Annotated in this window: 19 protein-coding genes and 1 tRNA gene; 2 read left to right on the top strand and 18 right to left on the bottom strand. The window is 71.2% G+C overall.

From position 1 onward, the window contains the following. Positions 1-62 precede the first annotated feature (62 nt). The 6 genes from gcvH to OCS65_RS14830 form a co-directional block, all read right to left on the bottom strand. Positions 63-467 carry a glycine cleavage system protein GcvH gene (gcvH, locus tag OCS65_RS14855; protein WP_006936771.1) on the bottom strand — a complete coding sequence of 135 codons (405 nt, stop codon included), beginning with the start codon at positions 465-467 and terminating at the stop codon, positions 63-65. Positions 468-510: 43 nt separating this feature from the next. Next, entirely contained in the window at positions 511-1,251 is a 741-nt protein-coding gene (locus OCS65_RS14850) for a DUF881 domain-containing protein (RefSeq protein WP_044475986.1), read from the bottom strand. Positions 1,252-1,255: 4 nt separating this feature from the next. Further along, a complete protein-coding gene (locus OCS65_RS14845) occupies positions 1,256-1,612 on the bottom strand; it encodes a small basic family protein (protein WP_029543853.1) in 357 nt (118 codons plus the stop codon). Positions 1,613-1,617: 5 nt separating this feature from the next. Continuing rightward, the gene (locus tag OCS65_RS14840) at positions 1,618-2,484 is read right to left on the bottom strand and encodes a DUF881 domain-containing protein (RefSeq protein ID WP_006936766.1); all 867 of its coding nucleotides are present in this window, start codon (positions 2,482-2,484) and stop codon (positions 1,618-1,620) included. Beyond that, positions 2,481-3,098, bottom strand: a complete 618-nt coding sequence (locus tag OCS65_RS14835) for a CDP-alcohol phosphatidyltransferase family protein (protein ID WP_006936765.1) — start codon at positions 3,096-3,098, stop codon at positions 2,481-2,483. Before OCS65_RS14835 ends, OCS65_RS14840 begins: the two co-directional genes overlap by 4 nt. 76 nt (positions 3,099-3,174) lie before the next feature. Beyond that, on the bottom strand, positions 3,175-3,792 hold the full coding sequence (locus OCS65_RS14830) for an NUDIX hydrolase (protein ID WP_006936763.1): 618 nt from the start codon (positions 3,790-3,792) through the stop codon (positions 3,175-3,177). A gap of 131 nt (positions 3,793-3,923) precedes the next feature. Here OCS65_RS14830 and OCS65_RS14825 point away from each other — a divergent pair, with 131 nt between their 5' ends. Both OCS65_RS14825 and OCS65_RS14820 read left to right on the top strand, forming a co-directional pair. Continuing rightward, a complete protein-coding gene (locus tag OCS65_RS14825; protein WP_050036365.1) occupies positions 3,924-4,862 on the top strand; it encodes an AAA family ATPase in 939 nt (312 codons plus the stop codon). Positions 4,863-4,886: 24 nt separating this feature from the next. Then, positions 4,887-5,855 (top strand): vWA domain-containing protein, encoded by a 969-nt coding sequence (locus OCS65_RS14820; protein WP_050035288.1) that lies wholly within the window; start codon positions 4,887-4,889, stop codon positions 5,853-5,855. A 604-nt stretch (positions 5,856-6,459) separates the two neighbouring features. On the opposite strand, the gene OCS65_RS14815 is transcribed toward OCS65_RS14820, so the two are convergent. The 12 genes from OCS65_RS14815 to OCS65_RS14760 all read right to left on the bottom strand — a co-directional run bounded on the left by OCS65_RS14815 (position 6,460) and on the right by OCS65_RS14760 (position 17,483). Then, complete coding sequence (locus OCS65_RS14815) at positions 6,460-6,675, bottom strand: SMP-30/gluconolactonase/LRE family protein (RefSeq protein WP_082120245.1); 216 nt, start codon at positions 6,673-6,675, stop codon at positions 6,460-6,462. 43 nt (positions 6,676-6,718) lie between these two features. Continuing rightward, positions 6,719-7,156, bottom strand: a complete 438-nt coding sequence (locus tag OCS65_RS14810; protein ID WP_006936756.1) for an SRPBCC family protein — start codon at positions 7,154-7,156, stop codon at positions 6,719-6,721. Next, positions 7,146-9,806 carry a bifunctional acetaldehyde-CoA/alcohol dehydrogenase gene (adhE, locus tag OCS65_RS14805; RefSeq protein WP_006936755.1) on the bottom strand — a complete coding sequence of 887 codons (2,661 nt, stop codon included), beginning with the start codon at positions 9,804-9,806 and terminating at the stop codon, positions 7,146-7,148. Before adhE ends, OCS65_RS14810 begins: the two co-directional genes overlap by 11 nt. A gap of 261 nt (positions 9,807-10,067) precedes the next feature. Then, a tRNA-Pro gene (locus OCS65_RS14800) sits at positions 10,068-10,141 on the bottom strand. Positions 10,142-10,224: 83 nt separating this feature from the next. Then, on the bottom strand, positions 10,225-11,646 hold the full coding sequence (gene der / locus OCS65_RS14795; RefSeq protein WP_006936753.1) for a ribosome biogenesis GTPase Der: 1,422 nt from the start codon (positions 11,644-11,646) through the stop codon (positions 10,225-10,227). After that, positions 11,643-12,305 carry a (d)CMP kinase gene (cmk, locus tag OCS65_RS14790; protein ID WP_044475988.1) on the bottom strand — a complete coding sequence of 221 codons (663 nt, stop codon included), beginning with the start codon at positions 12,303-12,305 and terminating at the stop codon, positions 11,643-11,645. The genes der and cmk overlap by 4 nt, the downstream gene beginning before the upstream one ends. A 17-nt stretch (positions 12,306-12,322) precedes the next feature. Further along, positions 12,323-13,327, bottom strand: a complete 1,005-nt coding sequence (locus OCS65_RS14785; protein WP_006936744.1) for a pseudouridine synthase — start codon at positions 13,325-13,327, stop codon at positions 12,323-12,325. A gap of 12 nt (positions 13,328-13,339) precedes the next feature. Next, positions 13,340-14,026 (bottom strand): SMC-Scp complex subunit ScpB, encoded by a 687-nt coding sequence (gene scpB / locus OCS65_RS14780; protein WP_006936742.1) that lies wholly within the window; start codon positions 14,024-14,026, stop codon positions 13,340-13,342. Beyond that, complete coding sequence (locus tag OCS65_RS14775) at positions 14,023-14,862, bottom strand: segregation and condensation protein A (protein WP_263507189.1); 840 nt, start codon at positions 14,860-14,862, stop codon at positions 14,023-14,025. Before OCS65_RS14775 ends, scpB begins: the two co-directional genes overlap by 4 nt. Before the next feature lie 3 nt (positions 14,863-14,865). Further along, a complete protein-coding gene (locus OCS65_RS14770) occupies positions 14,866-15,831 on the bottom strand; it encodes a ParA family protein (RefSeq protein ID WP_006936740.1) in 966 nt (321 codons plus the stop codon). Positions 15,832-15,931: 100 nt separating this feature from the next. Beyond that, positions 15,932-16,849 carry a site-specific tyrosine recombinase XerD gene (xerD, locus tag OCS65_RS14765; protein ID WP_006936739.1) on the bottom strand — a complete coding sequence of 306 codons (918 nt, stop codon included), beginning with the start codon at positions 16,847-16,849 and terminating at the stop codon, positions 15,932-15,934. A 4-nt stretch (positions 16,850-16,853) separates the two neighbouring features. After that, complete coding sequence (locus tag OCS65_RS14760; RefSeq protein ID WP_006936732.1) at positions 16,854-17,483, bottom strand: NUDIX domain-containing protein; 630 nt, start codon at positions 17,481-17,483, stop codon at positions 16,854-16,856. Positions 17,484-17,486 lie beyond the last annotated feature (3 nt).

The raw sequence follows: 17,486 nt of genomic DNA, 5'->3' as shown, positions 1-17,486 counted from the left end.
GTTGACCGTACCCTGCGCAACGTCCTTCGTGCAGGCAGACGCGGTCCCGGCCGGACGCGGCGTCAGTTCTGCGTGATCGCGCGGTACCCGTCCGCGTCGAGCGTGCTCGCCAGAGCGGCGTCGAGCTCGTCCTTGCTGCCGACCTCGAGGTCCACCAACCAGCCGGCCTCGTACGGATCGCTGTTGACGAGCTCGGGATTGGCATCCAGATCCGGGTTCACCCCAACGACTTTCGCCGTGAGCGGCGCGAACACGTCGGAAACGCTCTTGGTCGACTCCACCTCGCCGAACGAGTCGCCCGCGGTGATCTCCGCTCCCGTCTCCGGCAATTGCACGAAGACGACGTCGCCGAGCTGTGACTGGGCGTAGTCCGTGATGCCGACGCGCGCAGTCGCGTCACCGGTTCGGCGAACCCACTCGTGCTCCGCCGTGTAACGCAGATCGGCGGGTGTTCGGAACTCACTCACGACAGGTCCTTTCGGGCAGCGACATTCGCGTGGAACGCCGGGTTCAATTACCGGGCTGAGAGTATTGTCGCGGCTCGATCTCCCGCAAGGCGGGTACCTCGACCTGCGGCGACTGTTCGATCTGTACCGACCCGCCCGCGCGCGCCACCGTGTCGACCACGCCGCCGGGGATGTTCAGAGCCGCCGCCAGCGTGGGCGCGTCCCCGATCGCGGCGACGGCGTAGGGCGCTGCGATCGATCGATCGTCGACGACCAGCGCACCGGCGGTGCCGCCCACCCAGGAGTCCACGCCGATACGGACGGCGGGGCCGCCGGTTCCGGCGACCTGGACGGCCTCCGCCCCCGCGGCGCGCAGCTCCTGGATCGTGTCGAGGAGGACTTCCGGTCCCACGCCGCGCCGAGGGTCGGCAATGGTCAAGATCACTCCCGGACCGGCCGCCGGGGCGGTACCCACCTGGATCTCCAGGGCCGAGAGGCGCTGCTGCGCCTCCGCGAGTGCGGCTTCGGAGCCGTTCCGTTCCAGGCTGGCCAGCGTCTGTTCCAGTGTGGTGATCTCCTGCCGCAGCTCCGCTTCGCGGCGGTTGAGGTTGTCGAGCACCACCAGCAGGTCGGCCGGCCGAGCGGAGTCGAGCGCGTCGCCCGAACCGGTGTTCCTGACCTGCGTGGCGATTCCCACGCCCAGCACCACCATGAGCAGCGCCGCCAGGGCGGAGAAGACGATCCGAGAGCGGCGCGCCGCGCCGCTCTCGGCCGGTTCGTGCCATTCGTGCTTGCCCTCATGCATCCGGCTACGCCCCGAACAGTCTGCGTCGCAGCGCGGATGCATTGCCGAAGATCCGGATACCGAGGACCACGACGACCGCGGTGGAGAGCTGGGTGCCCACCCCGAGCTGGTCGCCGAGCCAGACGATCAGTGCGGCGACGAGCACGTTGAAGGTGAAGGAGACGACGAACACCTTGGCGTCGAAGATCTCGTCCAGATAGGCGCGTAGTCCCCCGAAGACCGCGTCGAGCGCGGCGACCACCGCGATGGGCAGGTAGGGCTGGACCACGTCGGGAACCTGGGGGCTGAAGATCACACCCACGGCGATGCCCACGCCGAGGGCCAGCACCGCATAGAGGGCGTATCCGCGCTTGGTCGCCACAGTCTTCACCGCTCTCCCGTTTCCCGTGCCGATGCGACGTCGCGTACCGAGGCGCCCGGCAACGCGAGGTCCGTCGCCTCCGTGATGGTGAAACCTACCCCGTACAGCTGTTGCACCCCCGACATACGCAGGTAGGCGTCGCTGACGACGAAGCCGGTCTGCAGTTCGGCCGGTGACCCGACGGCGGCGACCGTGTAGGGCGAGAAGACCGGCTGGTTGTCCACGAGCATCGCTCCCCCGGCCTGCCGGACGGTGACACCGGGACCGACCCGTACCCCGTTGATCGCGACGGCCTCGGCCCCGCCGGCCCAGAGGGCGTTGACGACCGACTGCAGGTCGCGGTCGAGGATCACCGAGGTGCTGCGGGCGCGGTCCTTCTCCGCGGAGTCCGTCAGGTCGGGACGCGAGGTCGGATCGGCGAGGGTGACTGTGATGCCGGGGCCGCGCACGGGAGCCGCGGCGGCGGCCTCCTCGGCTCGGGCGAGCCGGTCGAGCACCGCCGCACCCTGTTCGTCGTCGGCGAGCACCTCGATGCGGCGCTGTTCCACCTGGGTGGCCACGTCGTCGCGGGTGGCCGCGAGTACGTCGTTGCGGTCCTCGGCGGTGCGGACGGTGGCGAGGATCTCGTTGCGTGCCTGGTCGGTACCGGATTCCCGCTCGATGTTCTGGGCGTAGGCCACTCCGAGGACGAGTCCGGCGAGCAGGCCACCGAGGACCAGCCAGAGCCCGATGCCGACCCGGCTGGGCCGGGCGTGGCCGGCGGCGCGGTCGTGCGCCGCGGCCGCGTAGCCGGGGTCGAGGTGGTCCTCGAGAAGCGCCTTGAGCAGCGACGGCACGGGGTTGCGGCGGATCTGCTCCCAGTTGCGGCTCATTCGGTGGCAGGCCCTCCCGGGGTGGGTACCGCACGGGCCGTCCGCACCGCCTGCGACAGGTAGAGCACGCCCGTCCACACGTAGAGGGCAGTACCCCAGAGGAGGGCGGCCCACCCCGCGGGCGCGAGGACGCCGGCCGCGGCGGGAAGCGCTTCCGCGGCCAGCAGGAGCGGCAACGCGAACATCAGCAGGAAGGTGGCGCCCTTACCCAGGTACAGCACCTCCGGGGGCGGCAGGCCACGGCGACGGTAGACGGCCAGGGTCGGAGCGAGGACCAGCTCCCGGCCGATCAGAACCACGGCGATCCACCACGGCACTATGCCGCGGGCCACCAGGGCGAGGAGGGTGGTGACGACGTAGAGGCGGTCGACGAGCGGATCCAGCACCGCGCCGAGCCGCGAGGCCTGGTCGAGCAGCCGCGCGAGCTTGCCGTCGGCCCAGTCGGTGATTCCGCTGAGCATGAGGACCGCAAGCGCCCATCCGTCGGCGTGCCGGACGAGGACCAGATAGAGGAAGATCGGGATGCCGACCAGGCGGACGACGCTCAACACGTTGGGGACGGTGACGATGCGGTCGGATCGAGCCGGCGCACCGGCCGTCGTCGCGTCGTTCATCGTCCGTCCTGTCGTTCGGGTGGGGTCGGTTCCGACAGCCTTGCACACACCTCGTCGCCGCCGGCCGGCCGACTCGTCACCTCCACGCGAACACGGGCTGTTCCAGGTCGTCGATGCGGGTGCTGCGACGGTGGAGCACGACTTCCCGGAACTGGTACACCACCGCCGCGGTGGGGGCGTGGACGAGATGTCCCCGGAACGGCCACTGGATCACCGGCTTGTCCGATTCCGGTATGGCGACGAACCGGGGTTCGCTGTCGAGCTCGGATGCGGTGACGGCATAGAGTGCGGCCACCTCGTCGGGGTTGGGCACGAGATCGTCGATCGCGGCATCCGCCCAGACGACGTACGGGGAGATGACGTAACCCGAGCGGGTGATGTAGTCGTCGAGGCGGCCGAGAATGCCGCCGGGGTCGGTGCGCAGGCCGAGTTCCTCGTGCAGCTCGCGCAGCGCGGCCACCTCGGGTGTCTCCCCGTCGTCGAGACGTCCGCCCGGCAGGGCGAACTGGCCGGGGTGCGCTCGCAGACGGGTCGGGCGGCGGGTGAGCGGCACGACAGGGTTGCCGTGCCCGTCGTCGAGTACGGCGACGACCACCGCCGCGTGACGCCGGCCTTCCAGCGGCAGGGAGCGGGGTTCGAACGCGGCGAGCGCCGACCCGATCTCGGTCGGGTCCAAGGGGTTCGGGACGGTCATTGCGTCGACATTAGGGGGTGGGGACTGCGATTCTGCGCATGGATCGCCGAATCGGTCCGCCCCGTGGGTCCACCCGGTGCATAGTTGTCCGAGGAAACGAACGGATCCCAGGGGTACACGAGGACGTGAGCATGCAGCGCACCACCCGACCGATGGCCGAGGTCCGCCGGGGAGTCGCGGACCGGGTGGTGGGCCGGGCCCGGGAAACCGACCTCCTGCTCGCTGCCATCGGCGCGGGGCGCGACGTGCTGCTCGAGGGGCCACCGGGCACCAGCAAGTCCACCCTGCTCGGCGCCATCACCGCCGAGCTCGGCAGTCCGCTGATGTTCGTCGAGGGGAACGCCGATCTCACGCCGGCACGCCTGGTCGGCTATCACGATCCGGCACGGGTGCTGTCGGAGGGCTACCACGAGGACAACTTCGTGCCCGGCCCGCTGGTGGCGGCGATGCGGGCCGGCGGGGTGCTCTACCTCGAAGAGTTCAACCGCTCGCCCGAGGACACACTGAACAGCCTGCTGACCGCGATGGCGGAGCGGCGGATCACGGTGCCGCGGGTGGGCACGGTCGAGGCCGATCCGGCGTTCCGCGTGGTGGCCTCGATGAACCCGTTCGACAACATCGGCACCGTCCGGTTGTCGATGAGCGTGCACGACCGGTTCTGCCGGCTGGCGGTGGACTATCAGGACACGCAGGCCGAACGTGAGATCGTCGTCCGGCGCACCGGGTGCGGGTCGGCGCGGCTCGTCGCCGACGCGGTAGCCCTCACCCGCGCCACGCGCGGGCACCCTGACCTGCGCGGCGGGTCCAGCGTCCGCGGCGCGATCGACCTGACGCTCGTCGCGATGCAGCTGATCGACATGCGGGACGTGCGCGGCGAGCTGCCGGACTCGGCCGACCCGCCGCGCGATCTGCCGCCGGCCTACACCGGCGCCGTGCTCGACGCCCTGCTGGTGGCTTTGTCCGGGCGGATCGCGGTGGACGAGGTCGCCGAGACCACACCCGAGGCGGTGTTGCGGGAGATCTGGCAGGACCACTTCCTCCTTCGCCCCAGCTCCGCGGCCCCCGGTTGAAGAGCCGTCCCCGCGGACGGCCCCGTGCACCGGCGCGCCCAGCGTCACTCCACCGGTCGGGGAAAGCCTTTCCGGCGCAAGCCGAAGCAGCTGTCGACGGTCCCGACGCTGTACGAGAACCGAGGCAGCGGCCAGGGTTTGGCGATGGTCGGCGGTCCGCATCGTCAGGGGCGCAGCCCCGGAACGGGTCCCGGTGCGGGTCCCGGGATGACCGACGAGCCGGCCGAGGTGCTGACACTGGGCGAACTCGATGCGTCGGGCCCTGCCGGCGACGCCGAGGTCCGACGCCGGGCCCGCGAGATCGCTGCGCGCCTGTCCGTGCCGCGCCCGCGGCACCGTCGCCTGCCTCGGCGGGGCGTCGGCAGACTGCGAACCCTGCCGTATCAGGACGGCGCCGAGGAACTCGATCTCGACCGCACCGTCGAAGTGCTCGCGGAGGACCCGCTCGCGCGGTCGACCGATCTGGTGATGCGGGACCGGATCCGCGACCGCCGGAAGGTGGTGCTGGTCGTCGACATCTCCGGGTCGATGCGCGGCGAACGCATCCGCACCGCCGCGGCCGCGGTGGGTGCCGTGGCCGGCGAGCTCGGCCACGACGATCTGGCGGTGGTGGCGTTCTGGTCCGAAGCCGCCGTGCTCAGCGCTCTCGGTGAGCCGGTCTCCCCGGCTCGGCTCGTGGACCTGCTGCTCCGGATCCCGAGCAAGGGTCTGACGAACGTCGGCTTCGCGCTCGAGGTGGCGGCGCGTCAGCTCCGGGACGTACCCGCCGACGAGGGACGGGTGCTGTTGCTGTCCGATTGTGTGCACAATGCCGGGCCCGATCCGCGGACCGCCGCCTCCCGGCTCTCTCGGCTCGACGTGCTCGCCGACATCTCCGGCGAACACGATCTGCTCACCGCCCGCGATCTCGCTCATGCCGGCCGTGGGCTGGCCCTGCCGATCCGGGGCCACCGCGACGTCGCTGCGGCCATCTCCCGCGCGTTCGGCGCCTGACTGTGCGCGGTGCCTCTTGGGGGGTTTCGGTGGGGAGCGTGGAGTCGTGATGAATTTCGGAAAATACTTCTGTTCCGTACTGGTCGGATAATGTAAGCCGGACTTGGGTGCGCCGAGCGGTCTTCTTCTTGAAATTATTGTGTTCCGTTTGCTTCGAATTCGGATGCGGCGGTGTCAGCGGGGGCCCGCGCCCCTCCCCTCTCGTGCCCGAGGGGGCACCGCTCGGAACGGGCGGGAGAACCGCGCCGTCGTGGCTCGCTCATCGCGCCCGGTCCACGTCCACGCACAGGATCGCCGAGTCGCTCAGGGGCTTCCCAGGTACAACCGCCCGGCATGCTCGACGACGCCCGTCACCTCGCCGAAGGGCACATCCCGGCACCCGAAGTCGTGCAGCAGGCGGCCGTCCTCCCCCACCCCAGCACCCAGGTCGTGCGAGCGGGACGAGCCAGTCGCGCCACCGGCAGCCGCCACAACGCCCGGCGTACCACGGGTCAGCTGCCTCCGAGCCGGTCGAGGACACCATTGCGGGGCGCAACCATCGCCACCCACATCCGGCCGCCGCGCGCCCGGGAGACGTTGTCCGGCATTCCCGGAAGGTTCGTCATCAGCGGCCGCGGGGCGTGGGGGCACGGACCGGCAGTCCGGTCAGGCAGTAACCGCCGGTTTCGGCGAACAGGACAGTGGATTCGTCCTCCGTGAGAGTGATGCCATTCGGGAAGTGGAGCCGGTCGAGTACGACAGGGACCGAACCGTCCGGGTCACGGCGCAGCAGCCGGCCGCTGCCGCGGTGCTCGGGCAGGGCGCCCACGTAGTGGTCCAGACCGTGGCGGGTGTGGACCGGGTGGGCCCCGCGCCGCCCGCGTTCAGCTCTCCAGGCGCTTCTTCAGACCGGTGAGCGTACTGTCGACCAGGCCCTTGATCACCCGATTCCGCAGGAAACCGGGCAGCGGCAGGTTGTGGTGGATGGTCAGCTCGTACGTGACGGAGGTGCTGGCCGGACCGACCGCGTCGAGTTGGTAGCGCCCTTCCTGCCCGGTCTGCAGGCGTCCTTGGAGCATCGACCAGCTCATGCCGTCGTCGCGGTGCCGGTAGGTCAGGGTGTAGCTGTCGGTACCGACGGTGGCCGACGCCTTGAACCGGGCGGTGCGCGGCAATCCGGTCTCCTCGTCGACCTCGAGCACCTCGGCCTCGAGGATCTCGGGGATCCACTCGGTCTGGCTCTCGAGGTCACGGATGGTCGCGAGCACGGTGCCCAAGGGCGCCTCGACCTGGACGGTCTTGGTGGCGCTGTCAGTGGGCATGCTCGCCGTCCCCGTAGTAGCCGAGCCGGAGCAGGGTGGTGATCTCGCTGATCAGCGGCATCCGCGGGTTGGTGCGGTTGCTCAGGTCCTGGAACGCGGTCATCGCCAGCTCCGGCAGGGCGGCGAGGAACTCGTCCTCCGCGATGCCGATCTCCTTCAGGGTGCGCGGCACCCCCATGCGGCGGAGCAGGTCCTCGACACCCTGGAAGAGCCGGCGGCGGCTCTCCTCGGGTTCGTGCCCCCCGAAGACGATCCGCCCGAGCTGAGCGTACTTCTCGGGCGCGACGTACGCGGAGTAGCCCGGGGCCGGCATGAACTTGGTCGGCAGGCTGGCGTTGTAGCGCAGGGTGTGGGGCAGGAACACGCCGTTCACCCGGCCGTGGGCGATGCCGAACCTGGCGCCGACGGAGTGCGCGAGGGCGTGGTTCGTGCCGACGAAGGCGTTCGAGAAGGCGAGTCCGGCAAGAGTGGCGGCATTGGACATGTCGGTGCGGGCGGACAGATCGTTCGGGTCGTCGTACACCCGCGGCAGCGCCTCGAAGATCAGGCGCGCGGCCTGGACACAGAACGCATCGGTGTAGGGCGAGGCGAAGATGGAGGCTACCGCTTCCAGCGCGTGGGTCAGCGCGTCGATGCCGGTGTCGACGGTCAGGGTGCGCGGCATCGAGAGGGTGAGCATCGGGTCCACCACCGCCATATCCGGAACCAGCGAGTAGTCGACGAGGGTCTCCTTGCGGCCGGCGACGGTGAGGACGGCCGCGGGTGAGACCTCCGATCCGGTGCCGGCGGTCGTGGGGATTGCCACCAGCCGCAGCTTGTGTGGATCCTGCGGGTATTCCGCCATGCGCTTGCGGGGGTCGAGGAACGGCAGCGTCAGCTCCGCGAGATCCTTCTCCGGGTGTTCGTAGAACAACCGGATCGCTTTCGCCGCGTCGATCACCGACCCACCGCCGATGGCGATGAGCAGGTCCGGCGGGTACCCCTCGAGCAGCGCAACGCCGCGGCGGATGGTGGCCTCGTCCGGTTCCGGTTCGACCTCGCTGAACACCTTGATGTGCTCCGCGCGCAGGTGGGCGCGGAGCTCGTCGACGACTCCCCGCTGTTCGCTCAACGCGTCGGTGACGACCACAACGCTCGTACACGGGACCTCGCGGAGGTTCTCGAGGGCACCGGCATTGAAGTAGGTGTTGGAGGGCACGCGGAACCACTGCGGCGGGGTGCGCCGGTGCGCGACGGTCTTGATGTTGAGCAGCTGCTGGTAGTTGACGTTCTCGGTGGTGCTCGATCCGCCCCAAGTGCCGCAACCCAGGGAGAAGGTGGGGGTGAGGTTGTTGTAGATCCCGCCGAGCGCGCCGACCGCGGTGGGGGCGTTGACGAGGATCCGTCCGGTGCGCACGGCCAGACCGTAGGCGTCGATGACCGCCGGATCGGTGGCGTAGATGGCGGAGGTGTGGCCGAGGCCGCCGTGTTCGGTGACGAGCACGGCGGCGTCGATGCCGTGCTGGACGTCGCGGGCGCGCACGAGACCGAGGACGGGCATCAGCTTCTCCTGCACCAGAGGGTGCGCGGCGAGCTGGTCGAGGTCGGAGGGCAACGGCGCCAGGAGCACCTTGACCGCTGGATCCACGGTGAAGCCCGCGCGGGCGGCCAGTTCGGGAGCCTGCTGGCCGAGAGCGGCGAGGTTGACCTTGTCGCCGCAGCCGAAGGCGAATTCGGCCACCGCGGCGGCCTGCTCGTCCGTGAGTACGTGCGCCCCCATCCGCTCGAACTCGGCGACGGTGGCGTCGTAGATCTCGTCGTCGATGATGCAGGTCTGTTCGGCGGGGCAGATCACGGAGGCATCGAAGGTCTTCGAGATGAGGATGTCGACGACGGCGCCCTTGATGTCGGCCGTGCGGTGCAGATAGATGGGGGCGTTGCCGGGTCCCACGCCGAGCGCGGGTTTGCCGGCCGCGTTGGCGAGGGAGACGATCTTCTGCCCGCCGGTGACCCAGATGAAGTCGACCCGAGGATGCTTGAACAGGTAGTGGGTGACCTCGTGGGCGGCGTCGGGAATGACCTGCAGCGCGCCGGGGGGCATACCGGCCGCTTCGGCTGCCGCACGCAGGATCTCGACCGTGCGTTCGCACGACCGCACGGCGAAGGGCGAGGGCCGGAAGATGACGGCGTTGCGGGTCTTTGCCGCGACGATCGCCTTGTACAGCACCGTGGAGGTGGGGTTGGTGACCGGGGTGATCGCCAGGACCACGCCGATGGGTTCGGCGACGCGGACGATGCTGCGCTCGACGTCCTCCTCGATCACGCCCACGGACTTCTTGTCCTTGAGGTAGTCGTAGAGGAACTCGGTGGCCACGTAGTTCTTGACGACCTTGTCCTCGAAGACGCCGAATCCGGTCTCCTCGATCGCCACCGATGCCAGTTCCGCGGCCGCCCGGATGCCGGCCTGCGCCATGGCTTCGACGATCGCGTCGACCTGTTGCTGGTCGAGGGTGCGGAACTCGGCCGCCGCGGTGGTCGCCGTGTCGACGACCGCGTCGATCTGCTCGTGCCGGACCGGGCCGGTGTCGACGGCGGGAGTCGCCTCCGCCGTGGCGGCGTCGCCGGTGCTGTTGGTGGCCTGGGATTCGGTGCCGATCCGGGTTTCGGTCATGTTGTCTCCTCGGACTGGAGATGCCCGTCGCGCCTCGGTGTGGCCGCGGCTCCTGTTCGCGACAGTACTCGCGGCTCGAGGTGTTGACTGCGGTCTTTGGACCCTGACCGTGGGCCTTTCGCGGAGCTGCCGCTGCCGCACCCTGGGCGGCTGGTTCCGGGGTGGGCCGGAGCAGCACGGCAGTCCTGGAACCGGGCCGCGGAGGGTGGCCCGCACGCGAACGAGGCGGTCCCGGTGAATTCGGGACCGCCTCGTCGTGGGTCGGGCTGACAGGATTTGAACCTGCGACCACTTGACCCCCAGTCAAGTGCGCTACCAAGCTGCGCCACAGCCCGTCCGCGCTCTCGTCGAGCGCTCGTTGAGATTACAACAGGGACGGACCGATTCACCAATCGCCTGGTCAGGACCGTTTCGGGTGCTACTTGCCGCGGCGGTCCCGTTTCTCGCGCACGCGCACGGAGATCCGCACCGGGCTGCCCTCGAAGCCGAACTCCTCGCGCAGCCGCCGCTCGAGGAATCGGCGGTAGCCGGCCTCGAGGAAGCCGGTGGTGAACAGCACGAACGTCGGCGGCCGGGTGCCGGCCTGGGTGGCGAACAGTACCCGCGGCAGGCGGCCGCCGCGCATCGGCGGCGGAGTCGCGGCGACGACCTCCTTGAGCCAGGTGTTGAGCCGGCCGGTGGAGATGCGCTTGTCCCAGGACTCGAGGGCGGTCTCCATGGCCGGCACGAGCTTCTGCACGGCCCGGCCGGTCTTGGCGGAGATGTTGACGCGCGCCGCCCACGGCACGCGCAGCAGATCGCGTTCGATCTCCCGGCTCAGCTCGTAGCGGCGATCCTCGTCGACGAGGTCCCACTTGTTGAAGGCGATGACGAGGGCGCGGCCCGCGTCGGCGACCATCGAGATCACCCGTTGGTCCTGCTCGGTGATGGGCTCGGAGGCGTCGATCAGCAGCACCGCCACCTCCGCGGCCTCGATGGCGCCGCGGGTGCGCAGCGAGGCGTAGAACTCGGCCCCGGAGGCGGTGTTGACGCGCTTGCGCAGGCCGGCGGTGTCGACGAACCGCCAGGTCTTTCCGCCGAGCTCGACGAGGGAGTCCACCGGGTCGACCGTCGTGCCGGCGACGTTGTGCACCACCGACCTTTCGTCGCCGGCCAGCTTGTTGAGCAGGCTGGACTTGCCGACGTTGGGCTTGCCGACCAGCGCGACACGACGCGGGCCTCCCCCGCCGGTGCCTTCGCGCGGGGTCTGCGGCAGCACCGAGAGCAGCTCGTCGAGCAGGTCCCCGGTGCCGCGACCGTGGGTGGCCGACACCGAGTACGGCTGCCCCAGGCCCAGCGACCACAGGGCGGCCGCTTCGGACTCGACGCGGTCGTCGTCGACCTTGTTCGCGACGAGCAGCACCGGCGTCTTGGAGCGGCGCAGGACCCTGGCGACCGCCTCGTCGACGGCGGTGGCGCCGACGGTCGCGTCGACGACGATCAGGATCGCGTCGGCTGTGCGCATCGCAATCTCCGCCTGCCGCGCGACGGACTGTTGCAGGCCCTTCGCGTCGGGCTCCCAGCCGCCGGTGTCCTGCACCATGAATCGGCGGCCGTTCCAGTTGGCCTCGTACGAGACGCGGTCGCGGGTCACGCCCGGCACGTCCTCGACGACCGCTTCGCGGCGGCCGATGATGCGGTTGACCAGGGTCGACTTGCCGACGTTGGGTCGTCCGACCACGGCGACGGTCGGCACGGGCACGAACTCCTCGAGTTCGTCGTCCCCGACGAGCTCGAGGTCCCAGTCCGCTTCCTCCGACCAGGTGCCGTCGCCGGCGAATTCCGTCACATCCTCGCTCACAGGGTCGCTCCCGTCTGCTCGGCGACCACGGCGGCGAGCGCGGCGATCACTTCGTCGATGTCCATGTCGCTCGTGTCGACGACGACCGCGTCGTCCGCCGCGCGCAGCGGGGAGACCGCGCGGGTGGAGTCGAGGTGGTCGCGGCGCTGCACCGCGGCGAGCACCGCCTCGTAGTCGTCGCCGCGGCCTTCGGCGATGTTCTGCCGGTTGCGCCGCTGTGCCCGGGCCTCGGCGGAGGCGGTGAGGTAGATCTTCACATCCGCGTCGGGGAACACGACGGTGCCGATGTCGCGCCCCTCGACGACGATGTGCCCGGCGTCGCGGCCGATGCTCTGCTGCGCTGCGACGAGGGCCCGACGCACCGCGGGGACGGCGGAAACGGCGGAGACGGCGCCGGTGACCTCGCCGCCGCGGATGATCTCGCGGACGTCCTCCCCGGCGAGCCGGATGTCCTCGACTTCCGGGTCGGTGCCGATCGACCAGGGCAGGGACGCGGTGGCGGCGGCGATGGCGGCGGGATCGGTCAGGTCCGCCCCCGCTCGCAGGGCGTGCAGGGTCGCGACCCGGTACATGGCGCCGGTATCGAGATAGGCGGCGCCGAGGCGGCGGGCGAGCCGCTTGGAGACGGTGGACTTGCCGGTGCCGGACGGGCCGTCCATGGCGACGATCAGGGAGCTCACAGGCCCACCGCCTGGTAGAGGCCGCCGACTTCCTTGCGGCCGAGCACCCGCAGGGTGCCGGGTCGCTGGTCGCCGAGCGCGACGGGTCCGATGTCGGTGCGCACCAGGCGGATCACGGGGTGGCCGACGGCGTCGAGCAGGCGGCGCACGATGTGCTTGCGGCCCTCGTGCAGTTCGAGGCGGACGAGGGACTGGCCCTCGTTTACCTGCAGGAGCGCGAAGGAATCGACCTTGGCGGGGCCGTCGTCGAGTTCGACGCCGGCGCGCAGCTGCTTGCCGATACCGCGCGGGAGGACGCCCTTGACGGTGGCGAGGTAGGTCTTGGTCACCTCGTAGGAGGGGTGCATGAGCCGGTGGGCGAGCTCGCCGTCGTTGGTGAGCAGCAGCAGCCCTTCGGTGTCGGCGTCGAGCCGGCCGACGTGGAAGAGGCGTTGTCCGGCGGCGACGCGTTCGGAGACGATGTCGCCGACGCAGGGGCGCCCGAGGTCGTCGGACATGGTGGACTGCCAGCCGCGCGGCTTGTTGAGCACGAGGTGGACGAGGTCCTTGTTGACGACGACGCGCACGCCGTCGACGCGGACGACGGCGTTCTCGGGGTCCACGCGCAGGCCCTGTTCGGTGACGATGGAGCCGTCGACCTCGACGCGGCCGGCGGCGATGAGTTCCTCGGCGGCGCGGCGGGACGCCACTCCGGCCTGGGCGAGGACCTTCTGCAGGCGCATGCCTTCGCCGGCGGGCAGTTGGGGGCGCTCGGCGGCGTGCTGGTGCCGGGCGGGTTTGGCGTTGCTGATCTTGGGGAGGGCCGCCGGGCGCTGGGCCTGGGGCTTGGGGGCGGCGGGACGGCCGCGCTTGTTGAGCGGGGTGTCGCCCTTGCGGTGTGCCTTCTTGGGCGTGGCCGCGCGGGCGGCGGGTTCGCCCCGTCGTTCGCGCGGGGGGTTCCCCGCGCGGGAGGTGGTCTTTCTGCGGTCCGGTGTGCCATCACGGCGAGCGGGCTTGTGCACTTTTTTCCTGTCTCAATCGGGATCGAACGGCGCGGGCGAGGTGGACTCGGTGCGCGGGTTCCTTCCCATTCTCGCAAATCGTGGGTCGGCCTCGAGACTTTCGCTGATGTCGTCGATCACATCGACGTCCGGGAGCAGCGGCGCGAGGGGCGGCAGGTCCTGCAGGGAGGCCAGGCCGAGGCGTTCGAGGAACAGTTCGGTGGTGACGTAGCGGGTGCCGCCGGTCTCGGGGTCGGTGCCGTCCTCGGCGATCAGGTCGCGGGCCAGGAGGGTGCGCATGACGCCGTCGACGTTGACGCCACGGACGGCGCTGACGCGGGCGCGGGTGACGGGCTGGCGATAGGCGACGACGGCGAGGGTTTCGAGGGCGGCACGGGTGAGCTTGGTGCGGGCGCCGCCCTGCAGGAGCCGTTCGACGTACGGGGCGTAGTCACGGCGGGTGTAGAAGCGCCAGCCGTCGCCGGCGTAGCGCAGGTCGATGCCCGAGCCGCGCGCGTCGAGGTCGGCCGCCATGCGGTGCAGGGTGGTCTCGACGCGGGTGGCGGTGACGCCGATCGCGTCGGCGAGCTGGGCGTTGGGGGCGGGGGTGTCGACGACGAGGAGCAGCGCCTCGAGGGCGGCGGCGAGTTCGTCGTCGGTCATCTCGAGCAGTTCGGCGTCGAGTCCGCGCGGGTCGGGGTCCGGCGTGTCGCTGCTCACCCGTAGTCCTCCTCGAATGTGGTGACGGCGTCGTCGTTCTCGCCGGTCCAGGCCACCTGGAGCGGCCCGAGCGGCTCGGGTTGGTCGAAGGTGACGGCTCGTTCGCGGTAGAGCTCGAGCAGCGCGAGGAACCGGGCGACGATCTGCAGGCTGTTGTCGCATTCGGCGACGAGTTGGCCGAAGGTGGTCCAGGTGCCGGCGCCGTGGGCGCGCAGCAGGGTGAGCAGGCGGGCGGCCTGCTCGGGGACGGAGACCCGGGGGGTGTGGAGGTGGTCGAGGCCGACGCGGGGTGGCGGCTTGGGCCGGAAGGCGGCGGCGGCGATCTCGGCGAACCGGGCCGCGTCGACGCCGAGGACGACCTCGGGCACCAGGTTCTCGTACTGCGGTTCGAGCGAGACCGCGCGTGGGTAGCGGCGCAGGGCGGCGGCTTCGAACTCGGCGAACAGGTCGGCGATCTGTTTGAAGGCGCGGTATTGCAGCAGGCGGGCGAAGAGCAGGTCGCGGGCCTCGAGCAGGGCGAGGTCCTCGGGGTCGTCGACGTCGCCGGAGGGCAGGAGGCGGGCGGCCTTGAGGTCGAGCAGGGTCGCGGCGACGACGAGGAACTCGGTGGTCTGGTCGAGTCCCATCTCGGGGCCGCGGGCGCGGGTGTAGGCGATGAACTCGTCGGTGACCTCGTGCAGGGCGACCTCGGTGACGTCGAGGCGGTGCTGGGAGATCAGGGTGAGCAGCAGGTCGAAGGGGCCCTCGAAGTTGCGCAGCCGTACCTGGAAGCCCGCGGGGGGCGGGGCGGGGCGGGCAGGGTCGGGCGCGGCCGGGCCGGGGGTGTCGACGGTCACGGGCTATCGGCCGGAGCGGTGGATCACTTCGCGGGCCAGGGCCCGGTAGGACTCGGCGCCGGCGGACTTCGGCGCCCAGGTGGTGATGGGTTCTCCGGCGACGCTGGTCTCGGGGAACCGGACGGTGCGGGCGATGACGCTGTCGTAGACGAGGTCGCCGAAGACCTCGACGACCCGGGACATCACCTCGCGGGCGTGCAGGGTGCGCGAGTCGAACATGGTCACGAGGATCCCGGCGAGGCTGAGCTTGGGGTTGAGCCGGTCGCGCACCTTGTCGACGGTGTCGTTGAGCAGGGCCAGTCCGCGGAGGCTGAAGTACTCGCATTCCATCGGGATGATCACCGCGTCGGCGCAGGCAAGGGCGTTGACGGTGAGCAGGCCGAGGGACGGCTGGCAGTCGACGAGGATGTAGTCGTAGCGGTCGAGGACGGGGTACAGGGCGCGGCCGAGGGCTTGTTCGCGGCCGACCTCGGAGACGAGCTGGATCTCGGCGGCGGACAGGTCGATGTTGCTGGGCAGCAGGTCCAGGCCTTCGACGCGGGTGTGCAGCAGTACGTCGTCGACGGAGACGCCGCGTTCGACGAGGAGGTTGTGCACGGTCAGGTCGAGGTCGTGGTGGGCGACACCGAGACCGGCGGACAGGGCGCCCTGCGGGTCGAGGTCGACGAGCAGGACGCGGCGGCCGTATTCGGCGAGGGAGGCACCGAGGTTGATGGTCGAGGTGGTCTTGCCGACCCCGCCCTTCTGGTTGCACATCGCGATGATCTTCGCGGGCCCGTGGCTGGGCAGCGGCTGCGGTTCCGGGACGTGCCGGCGGGGCCGGCCGGTGGGGCCGAGCTCGGCCTCGGGTTCCGCGGTGTGGGTGTGCTCCGGGCCGGCGTGTGCCGCGTCGGCGCCGGGGCGGCCGTGGAGCAGGGCGTGCTGTGCTGCCGGCGCTGTGTCCGCTGCGGGCGGTTGTGGTGTCCCCACTATCCCCTGCTCCCCCTGTCCTGCTCGCTCGGCTGTCGGATCAACGCTACCGCTTCGGGTGGTGCGATGGCGCCGTGGACACGCCCTGCCGTCGCGGGCGCTATCGGGCGCGGGGGTGGGCCCCGGCCCACACCTCGCGCAGCGCACCGGCTGTGACCTGCGTGTAGATCTGTGTGGTGGTCACCGAGGCATGGCCGAGCAGTTCCTGCACCACGCGCACGTCGGCGCCGCCGTCGAGGAGGTGGGTGGCGAAGGAGTGGCGCAGGGTGTGCGGGGAGACGGCGGCGGTGACCCCGGCGCGGGTGGCGGCGGTCTGCAGCACCTGCCAGGCGCTCTGCCGGGACAGGCGGCCGCCGCGGGCGTTGAGGAACAGTGCGGGGGTGCGGCCGGTGGCCAGCGCGGGCCGGCCCCGCACGAGATAGGCGTCGACGGCGGCCAGGGCGGGACGGCCGACCGGCACGACGCGTTGCTTGCCGCCCTTGCCGCGCAGGAGCACCGACCGGTTGGTGGTGTCGAGGTCGTCGACGTCGAGGCCGACGGCCTCGGAGATGCGTGCCCCGGTGGAGTACAGCAGTTCGAGCAGCGCCCGGTCGCGCAGGTCGCGCGGCCCGTCGGCGCTGGTGCCCGCGGAGCCGAGGATGGCCAGCACGTCGGCGACGGACAGGGCCTTGGGCAGGCGCCGGCCCGCGGCGGGGGGTTTGACGGCGCGGGCGACGTCGACGGGGGTGCGGCCTTCGGTGGTGGCGAAGCGGTGCAGTCCGCGCACGGCGACGAGGGCGCGGGCGGCGGAGCTGGCCGCGAGGGCGGGCCTGCCGCGGTCGGGGTCGCCTCGGCGCAGCGCGGTGACGAAGTCGCCGACGTGCTCTTCGCGGACGTCGGCGAGGTCGTCGATGCCGCGGTCGGTGAGGTGGTCGAGGTAGCGGGTGAGGTCGCGCCGGTAGGACGCCAGGGTGTTGGGGGCGGCGCCGCGCTCGACGGTGAGGTGGTCGAGGTAGGCGTCGAGCTGGCGGGCGAGCACCGCGTCAGTTCCCGTCGCGCTTGGTGCGCAGCAGGGCGCGGGGCCGGTCGGGCCACTCGGCCTCGGCGGGGCGCAGGGCGCCCGCGTCGCGGCGGGTGGCGGCGAGGGCGAGGATCCCCGACACGGCGGTGGCGTTGACGATCCGGCCGCCGAGCACCATGGCGACGGCCTCGTCGACGGGGACGCGGCGGATCTCGAGGTCCGCCTCCTCGTGTTCGGGGTCGGGCCGGTCGGCCTCGGACAGGCCCCGGGCCGCGTACACGCGCACGGCCTCGTCGGTGAATCCCGGCGAGAGGGCGAGGTCGACGAGCAGGTCCCAGCGGGCGGCGGCCAGGCCGGTCTCCTCGGCGAGTTCCCGGCGGGCCGCGTCGAGCGGGTCCTCGCCGGGCGCGTCGAGCAGCCCGGCGGGCAGCTCCCAGAGGCGGTGGCCGAGCGGGTGGCGGTACTGGTGGATCAGGATCAGCCGGTCCTGCTCGTCGACCGCGGCGATCGCGACGGCGCCGTGGTGTTCGACCACCTCCCGTTCGGCCTCGTGCCCGTCGGGCATGGCGACCCGGTCCACACGCAGCGACACGATCGCGCCGGTGTAGATCCGGCGCGTGGACAGCGTCCGGAACTCGTGTCGCTGCGTCACGGT

The organism is Rhodococcus aetherivorans, from assembly GCF_025722975.1.
Taxonomy (GTDB): Bacteria; Actinomycetota; Actinomycetes; order Mycobacteriales; family Mycobacteriaceae; genus Rhodococcus; species Rhodococcus aetherivorans.
Note: the sequence above shows the minus strand (reverse complement) of the source record. Positions and strands in the feature narration are given on the sequence as shown.